Below are 16830 nucleotides of genomic sequence, written 5' to 3' on the forward strand. Positions count from 1 at the left end.
TATACTGGATATTAACCTCATAGCTTATAAAAATATCGATGAACCGTTTTGTTATTAGATAGGATTCTTTATTTGACAAGCAATTCTTATCTCTCCATATCTTTTAATTGAATTTCTAAGGCTTTAGTCGACAATTGAACTTCTATCAATGATAGCATCAGTGAGATCATTAAGGCGAATAAGCTAAACCCAAAAACAAGATTTGCCCAGAATGTAAGTTCTACATATATTAAAGTCATGGTAATTACGGCAAGTAGAAAACTGAAAATAGCTGTTGCCTGCATATTTTTAATTATTGTAAGTCGCTTGCGTAGCTTTTGAACTTGCAGCCCAACGGTAGGAGATTCTGTTTCTTTATATTCTTTATGCAATTGCCTAATTAATGCTGCTATGGCCAAATAGCGCGCATTGTATGCCAGCATGGTCAACGATATTGCTGGGAAAAGTAAAGCGGGTATTCCTAAAGTTAGTTCCATATATAATAATGTTAAACTATAGCTATATAAAATAAGTAAAAGTGACATCAGTTTTAAGGGAATGTGATGTCTGTATATTTGCCAATTCTCACTTCCAGTTCATTAACGAATATGGAAAAAAAGGCTTTGCCGGTCTATGTGCAACAAACTTTAAACGTCATTTGATATAACCTGCGATAGTTCCTTGTAATTGCTCAATGTTTTTTTCTTAAGTCTAAATACCTACTAATCTATCTATATGGTAATATTTACCTATTCCCATTTGGTTATTCTACATCAAAACTTACTTTTTCCGTTATACCATTACCTTTAATTTCCACGGTGTAGCTGCCTGTTGGTAAGTATGTACTTCCATTATCTGCTTGTTTTAATATAGTTTTGTGCTTTTTAAGGTAGTTCAGCTTACCCGTTTTAGAAAATGCAACATCATAGGATAGGATGTTCAAGCCTTTGTTTGCTATAATTTGGGTTTCACTGACTGTTATATTATCAGAGGACTTTATCTTTGCCTCATACACTCCGTCTTTATTGGAATAAAATGTAATATCCAAACCTGGTGTTCTTGGTTTTGCCCATGTACTCCATGAATTTCCCCATCTAGAGGAATATTTTATGTTTTTTAAAGGATAAACATGTGTGTCCTTGTTCCTAACATCAGTGGTCAAATTTTGAAGCGCTGATATATCAGCTATATAAATACTTCTACCATGTGTACCTACCACAAGGTCTTTAGCTTCTTGTTGAATCACCAAATCATGAACGGCTACGTAAGGCATACCGTTTTGAAACGATTCCCATGTAGAGCCTCTATTTAATGAAGCGTATAATCCATTATCCGTTCCAACAAATAACAGATTTTCGTTTTCTGGATCTTCGATTATGACATTTACTGCAGAGGCAGGTATGTTGTTAGAAATACTTTTCCAAGTGGCTCCTTTGTCTTCACTCATATAAACATATGCCGTAAAATCATCTGAACGATAACCATTCAATGTAGCATACACCCTGTTTTCATTGTGTTTAGATGCTATTACCCTGCTCACCCATAGATTCTGGGGTAAATCTTTTGATAGGTTGGTCCAACTTCCACCACCATTGTCCGTACGTTTAATCAGTCCGTCATCACTGCCGGTATATAGAAGTCCGAATGTAAATGGCGATTCTGAAATAGTCGTCAAGGTTCCATAAGCAACATTGCCCTTTTTTCCGCCTTGGGTTAAATCATCGGATATGGTATCCCAAGTATCCCCCTGGTTTAAAGAACGATGCAGTTTATTACTGCCCAGATATAAAATATCTTGATTATGTGGCGAAAGTAGAATTGGAGATTGCCAATTAAAACGATATGGGGTTTCCCCTAATGCATGCTTTGGCTGAATATAATGTCGGTGGTCATTCTCCAAATCGATTCTGAAATAATTGCCGAATTGATAACCCGTATAAACGATATTGGCATTGCGGTTATCTACCTGTACCTGCATGCCGTCCCCGCCTAAAATTGATTTCCATGGGTATTGACCAGTTTGGTGCCATTCCTTGTTTTCTTCTTCATTATGGGCGCCCATCCACACACCATTGTCCTGTAAACCGCCGTACACATTGTATGGTTTTTCATTATCTACCGCAATGGCATAAAATTGCCCTACGGAAGGGGAGTTGTTCTTGAACCAATGTTTACCATCGTCATAACTGGTATTTACTCCGCCATCATTTCCGTTGATTAAATGTCCTGGCAAATTGGGGTTGATCCATACCGCATGGTGATCGGCGTGTACATTATCACCATTGATAGAAGTGTATGTTTTACCACCATCTTTTGAAGCAATAATAGGGACGCCGGATAGATAGATGGCATCAATATTATTAGGGTCTATATTAATTTGGGCAAAATAGTACCCATAGCTATAAAAAAGGTCGTCTATATATTCTTCGTTTTGTTTTTTCCACGTTTTTCCACCATTATCACTGCGATACACTTCTGCTCCAATTACGGGAGTATCAAACAACATAGAATTTGCATCTTCTAAATACAGTGCCAGGTCTGCCGGTTGCACTGCATTACTTCTAACCAGTTGTTTTACGTTGGCAGCTCTATATTTTTCTTGAAAATTATTCGTCTTTAAAAATTCGTTTAGCTCTTTATCGTTCAGCTTCAAGAATTGTTCTTTTGTAAACGATTTAAAATCTTCTTTCGTTAAACCAGAGTTCTTTTCTTTCTTTTCTTCAGATTTTTTTCTTCTGAATTGATTGTCGTGTACTGCATAAAGTGTATTGTCATCAAAAACGGCTAAACCAATTCTACCAACGCCTTTTCCCGTAGGAAAACCGCTGGTTGGCGTAGATATTTTTGTCCAAGTATTTCCTGCATCTGTACTTTTATAAATGCCAGAACCTTCTCCGTTGCCAGTAAAATTCCATGCTTTTCTATCTTTCTGCCAAGCAGCAGCATATTGTAGGCTGTAATTATTGGGAGAAACGGCAACATCAATTATTCCTGTTTTATTATCAATATATAAGGTGTTTTTCCAAGTTTTACCGCCATCTGTGGTTTTATAGATACCCCGCTCTTTGTTTGCAGAATATAAATGTCCGGTAACACCAACAGTTACCTCGTTAGCATTGTCAGGATTCACTACAATACGCCCAATGTGGTGGGAGTCTGATAAGCCCATGTGTTGCCAGGTTTTTCCTTTGTCGGTAGATTTTAAAATACCAATACCGGCATATGAGGAACGCGAAGAATTGTTTTCTCCAGTGCCTGCCCAAATAGTACCGCTTTGCCAATGAACCGCAATGTCACCAAGGTTTTGGGTTTGTGTTTTATCCATTACGGGAGAGAATGAATTACCGTTATTGTTGGTATACCACAATCCGCCAGAGGCATAAGCTACATAATATTCAGTAGGATTATCTTCGTTGACCGCTAAATCAACAACGCGACCGCTCATTACAGACGGACCAATATTTTTCAATGGTATGTTTTTTACCAATGAATTGGCATCCATAGATTTTTTTGCCATTAAAGATTCATCTACTTTTTGTGAAGTTGTAGGTTGAATTTGTGCCGATGCTATAGAAATACTGGCAAATACTAATAGATAGAATTGTTTCATTTTCATGTTGTTGATAGTGCTGATGGTAAGTTACTGATTACTTATGCACTTGGCAAACTGTAATATTAATTGACAGCAGCTTCTATTGCAGTGATGCTTTTAATTCTTTTGAAATAAACTGTATTTCTTTTTTAGCTTTTGAAATAGCCGTTTTAATATTAGAATTTCCATGGGTGTAAATGTCATTTATAGAAGTGAGCGCTGCTAAATACCACTCTTCCCAAGCGGTAATAATCTGCTTTTCTTCATTAATTGTGCTTCCCTTTTTAAGTGCGGATAGACTTAATTCTGCTTCATCTTCTAAACGTGTTTTTGCTCGTTTTTTAATATTTTCAATCTGAGCTAAAGCAAAAGAATCAGAGGCATTGACCAATTCCAGTCCGCTCACCAAAGCTGCTGTGCCCACATTTTTCATAGTTTCTTGAGATACCTTATCAATACGGTCATTATCAGTATGGTAAAATTGGTCTGTAAAATGCCAAAGTAAAAGTCCGGGTATATTGGCTTGCAAAAATGGAGTGTGATCACTGCCGCCTTCAAAAGGGTTGGTTTCTACTACCCAATTGGCATACTTTCCTTGTTGTTTGAAAGTAGAAATTATAAAGTCGTTAAGGTAATGAGGTTTCATGTCTTTTAACTTTAAAACAGCACCGCCCCATTCACTATGTTTGTCTTTTCCGCGCGTCCAAATAGCACTTGGGTCAGGCATTTTTTCAATTAAGAAAGTACCACCTGTAACAGCTGTGTTTTCACCTACCATATCTAAACTAATTCCCCATTTTATCCCTTTTGCACGTGTTGTGTTTTCTTGAATATAGCGTCTGGTAGAAATAATTTCATCGCCCCATAAAAAAGTCATGGTTCGTTTAAAGTCCGTTTTGTTTTCTGCAAATAATTTAGCCGCTGTCGTAGCCATTTCTAATTGAGTGCCAACCCCAGTTGCATTATCATTTGCGCCAGGTTCTTGAATATGTGCGCTGTATACTAAACGCTCATCCGGGAATTTACTTCCTTTTATATCGGCAACAATAGTGAGTTCTTCTGATGGATATCTTTTGGTCTGAATATTTACCAGAACTTCTGTAGTTCCCTTATAAAGTTTAGCTATTAATTTCTCTTTTGCTTCGTAGGATAGTGCAATACCCCAAAAATTGCCCTCATCTTGAGAAGGAAGACTTCTAAACTGAATAGAAGTAGTGTTCTTTTCGGGTTGTAAATATGCGGGATTGTCATACGTTAGAATGCCAACAGCGCCTTTTTCAACCGCTAGTTTATACAATTTTCGAACATTCATTTCTGCAAATAAAACTTTGTCTTTAACAGAAACTGACTCTAGTTCATCAACAGATTTAATCCAAACTACTTCAGCCTTCAAACCGTTTTTAGGGGTTGAAACGGAATTTAAATAAGTCATGTTTCGGTTGGTTTCCGATAACAGTAAAGGATTTTTGGTGCCCACAATTTGTAACGCTGCAGATATGGGTTCCCAAGTGTGGTGGGTCATTGCCCGTTTTTCAATGCGGTAGGTAAACCGGTCGCTTTGTTTTGCATTCGCTTCTAAAACATAACCTGCAGCTTGTAAACTATCTGCAATAAGGTGAATGGTTTTGTTAAAGCCAGTATTGCCCACAACACGCCAATAATCTTCCACAAAATCTGTGGTCTCGTATGCAAGCTGACCCGTAAATTCAGGACGTACAATCTCAAAATAGTCCACGGGTTGTTCTTCAGTTTGCTGAGAACATGCCGTTAAAAAGGAAAGGCAGAATAGTGCGGGAACAATACCCTGCCTTATAATGATTTTTTTAACTGAGTTTATTCTTCCCATTTCCATTCGTTACCAATAATCAATTTATCCTTTAAATCATTCTTGATCATAAATTCTTTAGTGGTTTCACTATCCATTTTTGTAGCTGGTAATGTGTTGGCATCTGCCAATGCGCACAACATCATGGTTCCAAAACGCGCGGTGTTTTTCATATGGTCTTCATTTACCAAGTTGAAATCATCACAATCAGAATGATAGCAACCGTAAATAGAACGATCCAGGTTACTGTGAACTGATAAAATAGGCACACCTTCAAGCATAAATGGTTGGTGATCACTGTGTAAACTAGATTTGTTTGAGAACTTGTTCTGATAAATGGTATCCTGTTTTTGAATGGCAGCTCCTAGATCGGTAAAGAATTGCTTGTTATCCAATTCTCCGCCAGCATTCATGCCAATGGGGTTGCCGGACATATCTAAATTCATCATGTATTTAATATTCTCAATAGTGTTGTTTTCAATGGCTTGTTCCACTAAATATTTAGAACCAAGTAGTCCCTGTTCTTCCCCCATGAACATTACAAATTTTACGGTTCTTTTTGGTTGTAGGTTGTTTGCTTTAAACGCTCTTGCAATATCTATTACAGCAAAGGATCCAATACCATTATCAATAGCACCGGTAGCTAAATCCCAAGAATCTAAATGACCGCCAATAATAATCTCTTCTTGCGGAATCTCTGACCCTGGTAGTGTAGCTACTACGTTTCTTGCTTCTATAACGTCACTTGTGTTGGTCATGTCAATTTTGGCAATTGCTTTTTTAGATTTTAAAGATTCTTTCAGCGCCATGCCGTCTTCTTTACCAATACACACAGCGGGAATAGGAATCAATTCTCCTGTTACGGAAGCGGTACCCGTTAATAGCACTCCATTGTCCACTTGATTAATAATAATGATGCCAATAGCACCATATTTTATGGCCAAGGCTGTTTTTTCACTTCTGTGTAAATTGCTCAATCCTTCTTCACTATCTGGTAAAATAGAAATATAGACTAAGGAGATTTTGCCTTTCACTGCATCTGGGTTGGTAGTATAATCTGCTTCTAGTCCGTTGTCCATATCCACAATTTCTCCTGTCACATGAGCTTCAACAGGTGCGTGCCCTAAAGTAGCTACTTTAAAATTTTCATCATTAATATCTAAAGATACTTCACCTCTTGCCCAAGCTTCTACTTTAAAAGTTTGGTAGGTAACATCGTCAAAGCCATATTCCTTGAATAGATTATAGGTAAACTCCTCTGCCTTGGCGCCATTGGTTGAGCCTGTTAATCGGTGGCCAATGGTTTCCGTAGCTTCTTTTAGCGTACTGTAGCCTTTTGAATTTGCTTTGATCTCGGTATCAATACGTGCAAATAATTCAGCTTGTGATTCTTCTTTTTTGGTGTCCGAACATGCTTGTAGGCATAATGCGCCTATAATTAAGTAAGCAATTTTTTTCATGAGTTGTCTGCATTTGGTTTAGGAATACAAGTTAGCCAATTTGTAACTAAGATAGACCCGTTGCTTTCTTGTAAATTTTATAATTCCATTCCCTATTTTTTAAGGAAACAACACATAATGCGTAATTTTATATCAAAATAAAAATTCATGAAATACGATCAAATACCTAACTCCTTGTTTATTAAGAACCGTAAGAAGTTTATGGACCGCATGCAGCCTAATAGCATAGCAGTTTTTAACTCTAACGATATTTATCCAATAGGTGCCGATAGTGTTTTGCCTTTTGAGCAACATAGAGATATCTTTTACCTATCCGGGGCTGATCAAGAAGAAACTATTTTAGTATTGTTCCCAGATGCCATCAATAAAAAGCATCGAGAAATTCTTTTTGTTCGAGAAACAAATGAGCATATCGCTATTTGGGAAGGTGCTAAATTGACCAAGGAAAAAGGAACCGAAGTTTCTGGAATAGAAACGATCTGCTGGTTGCAAGATTTCGATAAGATATTCTTCGATCTAATGACCGAGGCCGAAACTATATATTTTAATACCAATGAACATTATAGGCAAGCCGTAGAAACCCAAACGCGTGAAGACCGGTTTATAAAAAAATGTAAACGAGAATATCCTGCTCATAGAGTTGCCAAGAGTAATCCAATTCTTCAAGAAATTAGAGGAATTAAAGAGCCAGAGGAAATAGAAATCATGCAAACTGCGTGTAATATTACCGAAAAAGGGTTCCGCAGATTACTTGGATTCGTAAAGCCTGGTGTCATGGAGTATGAGATTGAAGCTGAATTGCTGTATGAATTTGTACGCAATAAATCTAAAGGTTTTGCTTATCCGCCAATTATTGCTTCTGGAAACAATGCCAACGTGTTGCACTATCTAGAGAATAATAAACCTTGCCATGAGGGCGATTTAATTTTAATGGATACCGCTGCGGAGTACGCAAATTATTCAAGTGACTTGACAAGAACAATACCTGTAAGTGGAAAATTTACCAAACGTCAAAAAGAGGTATACAACGCTGTTTTACGTGTAAAGGACGATGCTACCAAAATGCTGGTACCTGGAACACTTTGGGCAGAATATCATAAGGAATGTGGTAAACTAATGACTTCAGAATTACTGGGGCTTGGGTTGTTGGATAAGGCAGATGTGCAGAATGAAAATCCAGATTGGCCTGCGTATAAAAAATACTTTATGCATGGTACCAGCCACCATATTGGGTTAAACACGCATGATTACGGAGCGTTGAAAACTCCTATGAAAGCGAATATGGTATTTACCGTAGAACCGGGGATTTATATTCCGGCAGAAAATATGGGTATTCGTTTAGAGGATGATGTTGTTATTCAAGAAACGGGAGAACCTTTTAACCTGATGGCGAATATTCCTATTAAGGCAGATGAGATTGAAGAATTAATGAACAAATAAAGTTAGTATGAAATTAGTATCGTGGAACGTTAATGGCATAAGAGCTTCCGTAAAAAAGGGGTTTGAAGATATCGTTAAAGATTTTGATGCCGATGTATTCTGTGTTCAGGAAACAAAGGCACAAGATGATCAGGTTGCCGAAGCTTTAAAAAGTATTACCGATTACGAGCTTTTTAGCAATAGTGCAGAGCGAAAAGGTTATTCTGGAACCGGAATTCTTTCTAAAAAGAAGCCGGTAGCATTCCATAAGGATATGGGTGTTGAAATTCACGATTTGGAAGGACGGATTACGCATTCTGAATTTGATCAATTTCATCTAGTCAATGTGTACATACCTAATAGTGGTAGCGGATTAAAAAGGTTGGATTACCGTGCGGGTTGGGATAAAGATTTTACCAACTACCTAAAGGAGTTGTCTAAGTCGAAGCCTTTGATTATTACAGGAGATTTTAATGTAGCACATACCGCAAATGATTTGGCAAACCCCAAAAGTAACTTCAATAAAACATCTGGGTTTACACAAGTTGAAATAGACGGGTTTGAGCACATGCTGAAAGAAGTTAACTTGGTAGATAGCTTTAGAAAATTACACCCTACAACATTTGATAAATATACCTTTTGGAGTGCAAGAGGTGGGGCACGTGGTAGAAACGTAGGCTGGCGTTTAGATTACTTTTTGGTTAGCGAGTCTATTTGGGACAAGGTGAAGTCTGCCGAAATACATGATCAGGTAATGGGCAGTGATCATTGCCCAATTAGTTTAGAAATAGAGTTTTAATATGAGGTTATTGGTATTTATTCAAGAGGTTTCCGGTATTGAAGAGAAGATTCAGAAAGCCCCTGATAGTGCATATGAGATAGGTGTTGTTATTGGCACCTATCTACCTTTTGTGGTGATGGTCTTCATAGCTTATATCTTCTATTATTACTCAAAGAAGAGAAAAAATAGATAATAGGTATTTTATTCGGGCTTTTCCCTATAAATAATATTGGTGGCAAAAAATACAACAAGTGCGGGCAGTACCCAGCCTAAACTATATGGTTGAAGCGGAATCCAAGAGAAGGTGTCGGCGGCAGGTGCTATGGCGCTAATACTTCCTAAGAAATCTGGAATGCTAAATACTATAGTAATGACCGTTACGGTTTTAAAGACTAATGCCGAAGCATATTTATCCGGTACTACGTTTAAAAGAATAAGTATAATGGTAATAGGATAAATAAACATTAAAGATGGTATGGCAACGGCAATGATGTAGGCAACATTGAACTGCCCTATTAATACGCCTAATACACTGCCAATGACTGCCGTGATGGTAAATGCCAATTTAGATTCATTACATCTAGAGGCAACAAAATCTGCGGTGCCGGTTACTATGCCTACAGCCGTGGTAAAACAGGCTAATCCTACTAACATGCTTAAAAATAAATTACCAATATTTCCTAAGCTTTGTTTGGCCAAGCCAGATAGAATTTCTGTTCTAGTGCTATCCGCATTAAAAACGGAATGTGACAATGCCCCGGAAAGTATTAATCCCATATAAATTAAAAATAGTGCCAACCCTGCAAACCAGGCAGCATTGCGTATAAGAATTTTTTTATCCTCATAGGTGGCATTGGTGTATTTTAAATTGATGGAAATAATAATTACTCCGCCGACCACAACAGCGCCTATAGCATCGAATGTTTGGTAGCCTTCAATGATGCCGTTCGTAAACGGATTTACGATGGCTATACTGTCAAAATCAAAAGGTAGCGTGAAAATAGTAATTCCTATTACTAAAAGAAGAATTAGAATTATAGCGGGAGTCAATAATTTGCCCAGTATGTTCAATATTTTTGAACGGTTCATTGCAAATAACAAAACTAATGCAAAATAGATGCTGCTAGTAAACCACGAAGAGATGTCCCAATAAGGTTGTATTGCTATTTCATGTGTTACTGATGCTGTACGAGGACTAGGAAGAGCTATTGCAATGGCATAAATGAAAAAGGAAAAAATTAAACTAAATGTTGGAGAAACTTTATTGCCAAAATCTATAAGGGTACCTTGAAGCTTTGCATATGCTAAAATACCTAAAATGGGAATGGCAACAGCCGAAAGTCCAAAACCTATTGAAACTATAAGCCATTGGTTGCCAGAATTAAAACCTAATAAAGGAGGTAAAATTAGATTGCCCGCTCCAAAAAATAGAGAAAATAGGGCAAAGGCAGTAATTAGGGTTTCCTTTTTTTTAAACATGAGTGCAAATTAAGTGAAAGATTATTAAATAACAGGCAAGCCAAGGTTTTTCATTTTCTGAAACAGCAAAAAAAAGCGCATTGACAACAGGTTGGATAAGACTCACAACAATTAGTGGTGCAGACCTTTAATATACAGTATATTAACAAAAGGAAATTAAGCTTATGTTAATTTTCTATGAGTATCAACAAATTATATTAACCGCATTTTCTCGATCCCCAAATCGGAATTTTTGCAACAAATCCTACAGCATGAAAAAAATATTCTGCAGCATTTTCGGTCATCATTACGCTATTTCTAAAAAAATAACCTCACACATTAAAGAGTACAAGTGTATTCACTGTCAAAAAGAGGTAACTACAGATGTAAGTGGTAATCTTTCTGTATTAACGCCTGAATTACAAGATATCAATAGAACTTTAGAGCATATTTACCAAAGAAGGCATACAGCTACGCGACAACAAGTAGCTTAAAGTATGCTGTTTTAAGTAAATGAATTCCAACCCTGTGCGGTTAATGGAATCTTCGTATTATTCCTAGAAATCAAGAATGCCCCTTCGTCTTTTCCCGTGGTATGTCCTATAACGGTCAAGTTAGGATTTCCCTTAATTTTCGGGAATTCTTTTTGGTCTATGGTAAACAATAATTCGTAGTCCTCACCGCCGCTTAGAGCAACTAAAGTACTATCCATCTTAAACTCTTCACAAGCTGAAATTACTGTAGGGTCTAAAGGAATTTTGTCTTCGTACAAGTCAATTCCCAATCCGCTATTCTTACTTAAATGCAGAATTTCTGATGAGAGTCCGTCGCTAATATCGATCATAGAGGTGGGGTGAACTTCTAATTGCTTTAATAACTCAGGAATGTCTTTTCTGGCTTCTGGCTTCAACTGTCGCTCTACGATATAAGAATAAGGTTCTAGATCTGGCTGACTGTTCGGGTTTACTTTAAAAACCTCTTTTTCACGCTCTAATACCTGTAAGCCCATATATGCTGCTCCTAAATCTCCGGTAACCACTAACAGGTCATTTGGTTTTGCACCTGAACGGTAGGCAATATCTTCTTCGTTTGCAATACCAATTGCGGTAACGCTGATCATTAATCCTGTTTTAGATGAGGTGGTGTCGCCACCTACCAAATCAACATTGTACGTTTTACATGCGGTAGCAACACCCGCATAAAATTCTTCAAGTGCCTCTAACGGAAATCTGTTTGAGACAGCTAATGAAACAGTTACTTGAGTTGCTGTTGCATTCATGGCATAGATATCAGATAAATTTACCATTATTGATTTGTAGCCTAAATGCTTTAATGGCATATAGGCAAGATCAAAGTGCACGCCTTCTATTAAAAGATCGGTACTCAGCACTGTTTTTGATTTTTTGTAATCTAACACTGCGGCGTCATCACCAATTCCTTTAATGGTAGATTTTTGAGTAAGCTCAAAATCTTTGGTAAGGTGTTCTATGAGTCCAAATTCACCTAATTTCTCTAACGAAGTTCTTTCTTGTTCTTTATCTTCTAGCATGTTGCAAAAATAAGAAGTAAAATAAGATGTATGACATAAAAAAACCGAAGCTTTTCAGCTTCGGTCTAACTAAAGTTTCTATTGTTTAGAGGTATGGATTATCCTACTGAATAACCATCTCTATAGGTTCGTTTCACATATTTGTTTGCAGGCTCGAAGTTGGTAATCTTCATATTAGCGGCATCCCACTGTAAACGTTTTCTACCGTGGTATTGTTTTCCGCCACCCCAGAAGCCCGGATTTTCTACTGCAGGATCTACTTCGAAATATGACTTCAATGCTAAGTTACCAATTAGGATACTTTCTGTAAACGGTCCGGCATAATCAAAAGATGAACTCGTTTCTGCATTTCCGTAACCGGCCATACAAGCGTTTACCCATTGCAAGTAGTGACCTTCCGGTACACGAGCAATAGTTTGCTCAACTTCAAATTGTTCGTTTAAAGATAATGGTAACAAACGCGGATTGGCACCGTAGCAATCTGCCATTAGTTTTCCTTTTGTACCAATGAAAAGTACACCGCCGTCCCAGTTTCCTAAAGCTTCGTCATCACCTAATTCTTCTGGTCGTTCAGGTAGTAGTCCGCCATCCATCCAAGTTACTTTGATCTTTCCTTTGCCATCCGTTCTTGGGTAGCTTAAGTGTATTTTACTGGAGTTAGGGAAACTCTTTGGGTAATTTTTGTTTTCAAATTTACCACTGAATGCGTCGGAAACGCTGCACTCTACGGTATCAGGATATAATATTGGTAATATTCTATATGCCGGATCCATAATATGGCAGGCCATATCACCTAGCGCACCTGTACCAAAATCTGACCAACCTCTCCAATCAAAAGGAAGGTATGCGTCATTATAATCGCGCATTTGTGCAGTACCTAACCATAGGTCCCAGTTTAGACCTTTTGGTACGCGATCTCTTTTGGTGGGTGTTTGTAGTGCTTGTGGCCAAATTGCCCTATTTGTCCAGCATTTTACGGTGTGTACATCACCTATGATGCCTGCATCATAAATTTCTTTCATTGTGCGTACCCCATCGCCAGAGCCACCTTGGTTACCCATTTGCGTAACTACTTTGAATTTTTTGGCAGCTTCTGTCAGCATTCTTGCTTCCCAAATATCATGTGTTAAAGGTTTTTGAACATAAACATGTTTCCCCATAGACATTGCCTGGTAAGCTGCAACGGCATGGTTGTGGTCTGGTGTAGATACAGAAACGGCATCAATATTTTTGCCTTCTTTGTCTAACATCTCCCTAAAATCGTTGAAATAGCTGGCTTTTGGGAATGCTTCTCTAGATCCTACTGCTTGCCTATTATCTACATCGGCAAGTGATACGATATTTACGTTTGGGCTCTCGGCAAAAGAAGCGATATCGCTCTGACCTTTACCTCCTACACCTATACCGGCAATGTTCAATTTATCGCTAGGGGCAATAAATCCGGTTCCACCAAGTACATGTCTTGGTACTATCATAAATCCGGCTGCAGCCATGCCGGTATTCTTCATAAATTTTCGGCGAGTGTTGTTTTTGTCGCTTAATTTCTTGTGTGACATAAATTGTTGTTGTTTGATTTTAGTAATGAAGATACTTGAATTCTAGCAAAATGTACGTGAATCTAAATGTCAAGGACGGCTAGTAATTCCTTAAAAATGATTTTAATCATTGAAAATTAATGGGTTACAGTATAATTAATTTTATTATTTAACATTTTCTTTGCTTTTTTAATTGTAGAATATTGAAATTTTTTTGTCTTCTGTGATAGAAGACTGAAATACCTTGGTAAGGTTTGAAAACTAAATGGGGTTGTTTTATAGTTACATATTGCTATAGTCTTTTAAGGTTTATGGCACGAGAGGTAATTTGATTTAGACGATGTATTTCTTTCCTTTTTTTAAAGGAATGGTGTTACTGAAAACTTTAAATATTTTCAAGTAAATTTTAAAAAAAAATGGTATGTTTTGTCGATAGAGTTTCTCTATAGATCTATACTGGATAATAATGTAAGGTTCTATGGTAAAAACGGACTTATAACGTATATTTGTAAACTATTTAGATTAAATCTAGTTAATTATGATTCAAGTATCAGAAACGGCTAAACAGAAAGTGATCAACCTTATGACAGAAGAAGGTTTTGATGCTACTACTGATTATGTACGTGTTGGGGTGAAAAGTGGTGGATGCAGTGGATTATCTTACGAGTTAAACTTCGATGATAAAAAAGATGATGCTGATAAAGTGTTCGAAGACAACAATGTGCGGATTATTGTAGATAAAAAAAGCTTTTTATATTTAGTAGGAACCGTGTTAGAATACTCTGGTGGACTCAACGGAAAGGGTTTTGTTTTTAACAACCCTAACGCACAAAGAACGTGTGGTTGTGGAGAGAGTTTTTCATTGTAAAAAATAAGTTTAGAATATGTAAAATCATATTTGAGTAGTTTTTAACTCATTATTTTTTTACTTATTACATAGAATATATGGCATATACAGAAGAAGAATTAAAGAAAGAATTAGAAACCAAAGAGTACGAATATGGTTTCTATACAGATATTGAATCTGAAACGTTTCCCAACGGTTTAAACGAAGAAATCGTTATTGCTATTTCTAAGAAAAAGGGAGAACCGGAGTGGATGACACTTTGGAGGTTAGAGGCTTTCAAATATTGGAAGGAAATGGAAGAGCCAGAATGGGCTAACGTTCATTACCAAAAACCAGATTTTCAAGCAATATCTTACTATTCTGCACCAAAGAAAGCAGATCCAAATAAAACCTTGGATGATGTTGATCCAGAGTTGCTGGAAATGTACAAGAAATTGGGTATTTCTGTAGATGAGCAAAAGAAACTTCAGAATGTAGCGGTTGATATTGTGATGGATTCCGTATCCGTTGCTACGACATTTAAAAAGACCTTGGCTGAAAAAGGCATAATTTTCTGTTCTATTTCAGAAGCTATTAAGGAGCATCCGGAATTAGTAAAGAAATATATTGGATCAGTAGTTCCAAAAAGAGATAACTTTTATGCCGCATTAAACTCTGCTGTTTTTTCAGATGGTAGTTTCTGCTATATTCCTAAGGGCGTTCGTTGTCCAATGGAATTGTCCACATACTTTAGAATTAACCAGGCAGGTACTGGTCAGTTTGAGCGTACCTTGGTTATTGCAGATGAAGATAGTTATGTAAGTTATCTTGAAGGTTGTACAGCACCTTCACGAGATGAGAATCAATTACATGCAGCAGTGGTGGAGTTAGTAGCTTTAGATGGTGCGGAAATAAAATATTCAACGGTGCAAAACTGGTTCCCTGGTAATAAAGAGGGTAAAGGCGGGGTATTTAATTTTGTTACCAAAAGAGCTTTGTGTGAGAAAAACGCTAAAGTATCTTGGACACAAGTTGAAACCGGATCAGCGGTAACTTGGAAATATCCTTCTTGTATTTTAAAAGGAGATAATTCCATCGGTGAATTTTATTCTATTGCCGTAACCAATAATTACCAACAGGCAGATACCGGTACTAAAATGGTACATATTGGTAAAAACACCAAGAGTACTATTATATCAAAAGGTATTTCTGCAGGTAAATCCCAAAACAGTTACCGCGGATTGGTACAGGTGAATAGCCGTGCCGATGGTGCTCGTAACTTCTCTCAATGCGATTCGCTTTTAATGGGTAACGAGTGTGGTGCACATACTTTCCCATATATTGAAGCAAAGAATAAAAGCGCAATGATAGAGCATGAGGCTACCACGAGTAAGATTGGTGAAGACCAAATATTCTATTGTAACCAAAGGGGTATAGATACCGAGAAAGCAATTGCATTAATTGTAAACGGATTTAGTAAAGAAGTACTGAATAAACTTCCAATGGAATTTGCGGTAGAGGCACAGAAATTATTGGAAATTAGTTTAGAAGGTTCTGTAGGATAAATAATAATTAAGGTTTTAGTAAAACGCCATAGGCGCCACAATATTTAAAGTAACATATTATGTTGAAAATTAAAGATCTACACGCTAACGTAGACGATAAGGAGATATTAAAAGGAATTAACTTAGAGGTAAAAGCAGGTGAAGTACATGCTATTATGGGGCCTAACGGTTCAGGTAAAAGTACATTGGCTTCTGTAATTGCAGGTAATGAACATTTTGAGGTTACTCAAGGTTCCATTGAGTTAAGTGGTGAAGATTTAGAAGAAGTTTCTCCAGAAGAAAGAGCACATAAAGGTGTTTTTCTATCTTTTCAATACCCGGTAGAAATTCCTGGTGTTTCCGTAACCAACTTTATGAAAACGGCCATCAATGAATCTCGTAAGGCAAAAGGCCTAGAAGATATGCCTGCTAAAGATATGTTGAAACTTATTCGTGAGAAATCTGAATTATTGGAAATTGACCGTAAGTTCTTGTCTAGATCATTGAACGAAGGTTTTTCCGGTGGCGAGAAAAAACGTAACGAGATTTTTCAAATGGCCATGTTAGAGCCTAAAGTTGCCATTTTGGATGAAACAGATTCTGGTTTGGATATTGATGCTTTACGTATTGTTGCTAGCGGAGTTAACAAATTGAAGAGTAAGGATAATGCAGTAATCTTAATTACGCACTACCAACGTTTGTTAGAATACATAGTACCTGATTTTGTTCACGTTTTACATAATGGTAAAATTGTAAAATCTGGTGGTAAAGAACTTGCACTAGAGTTAGAAGAAAAAGGATACGACTGGTTAAAGCAAGAAACAGCGGTGTAATTAAGTATATAGTATTCAGTGGCGGTAAT

14 protein-coding genes are annotated in these 16830 nt (G+C 37.1%); 7 read left to right on the forward strand and 7 right to left on the reverse strand.

Translation table 11 applies throughout. The annotated features are described in order from the left end of the window. Positions 1-86 precede the first annotated feature (86 nt). From BW936_RS02710 to BW936_RS02725, 4 genes are all read right to left on the reverse strand, one after another. Complete coding sequence (locus tag BW936_RS02710) at positions 87-476, reverse strand: DUF2721 domain-containing protein (protein WP_076546777.1); 390 nt, start codon at positions 474-476, stop codon at positions 87-89. A gap of 266 nt (positions 477-742) precedes the next feature. Next, positions 743-3589 (reverse strand): WD40/YVTN/BNR-like repeat-containing protein, encoded by a 2847-nt coding sequence (locus tag BW936_RS02715; RefSeq protein WP_084182023.1) that lies wholly within the window; start codon positions 3587-3589, stop codon positions 743-745. An 82-nt stretch (positions 3590-3671) separates the two neighbouring features. Beyond that, positions 3672-5417 (reverse strand): M28 family peptidase, encoded by a 1746-nt coding sequence (locus BW936_RS02720; RefSeq protein ID WP_143744045.1) that lies wholly within the window; start codon positions 5415-5417, stop codon positions 3672-3674. Next, positions 5405-6856, reverse strand: coding sequence for a M20/M25/M40 family metallo-hydrolase (locus BW936_RS02725; protein ID WP_076546779.1), 1452 nt, complete (start codon positions 6854-6856; stop codon positions 5405-5407). The genes BW936_RS02720 and BW936_RS02725 overlap by 13 nt, the downstream gene beginning before the upstream one ends. Positions 6857-7003: 147 nt before the next feature. Between BW936_RS02725 and BW936_RS02730 the strand changes: the two genes are divergently transcribed. From BW936_RS02730 to BW936_RS19700, 3 genes are read left to right on the forward strand one after another with little or no spacing between them, the layout of a single operon-like run. Beyond that, the gene (locus BW936_RS02730) at positions 7004-8296 is read left to right on the forward strand and encodes an aminopeptidase P family protein (RefSeq protein ID WP_076546780.1); all 1293 of its coding nucleotides are present in this window, start codon (positions 7004-7006) and stop codon (positions 8294-8296) included. 7 nt (positions 8297-8303) lie between these two features. After that, entirely contained in the window at positions 8304-9074 is a 771-nt protein-coding gene (locus BW936_RS02735; protein ID WP_076546781.1) for an exodeoxyribonuclease III, read from the forward strand. Between the two features lies 1 nt (position 9075). Then, positions 9076-9249, forward strand: coding sequence for a hypothetical protein (locus tag BW936_RS19700; RefSeq protein WP_167368344.1), 174 nt, complete (start codon positions 9076-9078; stop codon positions 9247-9249). Positions 9250-9257: 8 nt separating this feature from the next. Here BW936_RS19700 and BW936_RS02740 read toward each other — a convergent pair whose 3' ends face one another. Continuing rightward, positions 9258-10535, reverse strand: coding sequence for a branched-chain amino acid transport system II carrier protein (locus BW936_RS02740; protein WP_076546782.1), 1278 nt, complete (start codon positions 10533-10535; stop codon positions 9258-9260). 251 nt (positions 10536-10786) lie between these two features. Between BW936_RS02740 and BW936_RS02745 the strand changes: the two genes are divergently transcribed. Continuing rightward, complete coding sequence (locus BW936_RS02745) at positions 10787-11008, forward strand: hypothetical protein (RefSeq protein ID WP_076546783.1); 222 nt, start codon at positions 10787-10789, stop codon at positions 11006-11008. An 11-nt stretch (positions 11009-11019) separates the two neighbouring features. Here BW936_RS02745 and thiL read toward each other — a convergent pair whose 3' ends face one another. Then, positions 11020-12063 carry a thiamine-phosphate kinase gene (gene thiL / locus BW936_RS02750; protein WP_076546784.1) on the reverse strand — a complete coding sequence of 348 codons (1044 nt, stop codon included), beginning with the start codon at positions 12061-12063 and terminating at the stop codon, positions 11020-11022. 98 nt (positions 12064-12161) lie between these two features. Continuing rightward, positions 12162-13619, reverse strand: a complete 1458-nt coding sequence (locus tag BW936_RS02755; RefSeq protein ID WP_076546785.1) for a Gfo/Idh/MocA family protein — start codon at positions 13617-13619, stop codon at positions 12162-12164. A gap of 517 nt (positions 13620-14136) precedes the next feature. Between BW936_RS02755 and BW936_RS02760 the strand changes: the two genes are divergently transcribed. The 3 genes from BW936_RS02760 (at position 14137) to sufC (ending at position 16801) form a co-directional block, all read left to right on the forward strand. Then, on the forward strand, positions 14137-14466 hold the full coding sequence (locus BW936_RS02760; protein WP_073241609.1) for a HesB/IscA family protein: 330 nt from the start codon (positions 14137-14139) through the stop codon (positions 14464-14466). Between the two features lie 77 nt (positions 14467-14543). After that, on the forward strand, positions 14544-15989 hold the full coding sequence (gene sufB, locus BW936_RS02765; protein WP_076546786.1) for a Fe-S cluster assembly protein SufB: 1446 nt from the start codon (positions 14544-14546) through the stop codon (positions 15987-15989). 59 nt (positions 15990-16048) lie between these two features. Then, positions 16049-16801 carry a Fe-S cluster assembly ATPase SufC gene (sufC, locus tag BW936_RS02770; RefSeq protein ID WP_076546787.1) on the forward strand — a complete coding sequence of 251 codons (753 nt, stop codon included), beginning with the start codon at positions 16049-16051 and terminating at the stop codon, positions 16799-16801. Positions 16802-16830 lie beyond the last annotated feature (29 nt).

Source organism: Maribacter ulvicola, from assembly GCF_900155985.1.
GTDB classification, from domain to species: domain Bacteria; phylum Bacteroidota; class Bacteroidia; order Flavobacteriales; family Flavobacteriaceae; genus Maribacter; species Maribacter ulvicola.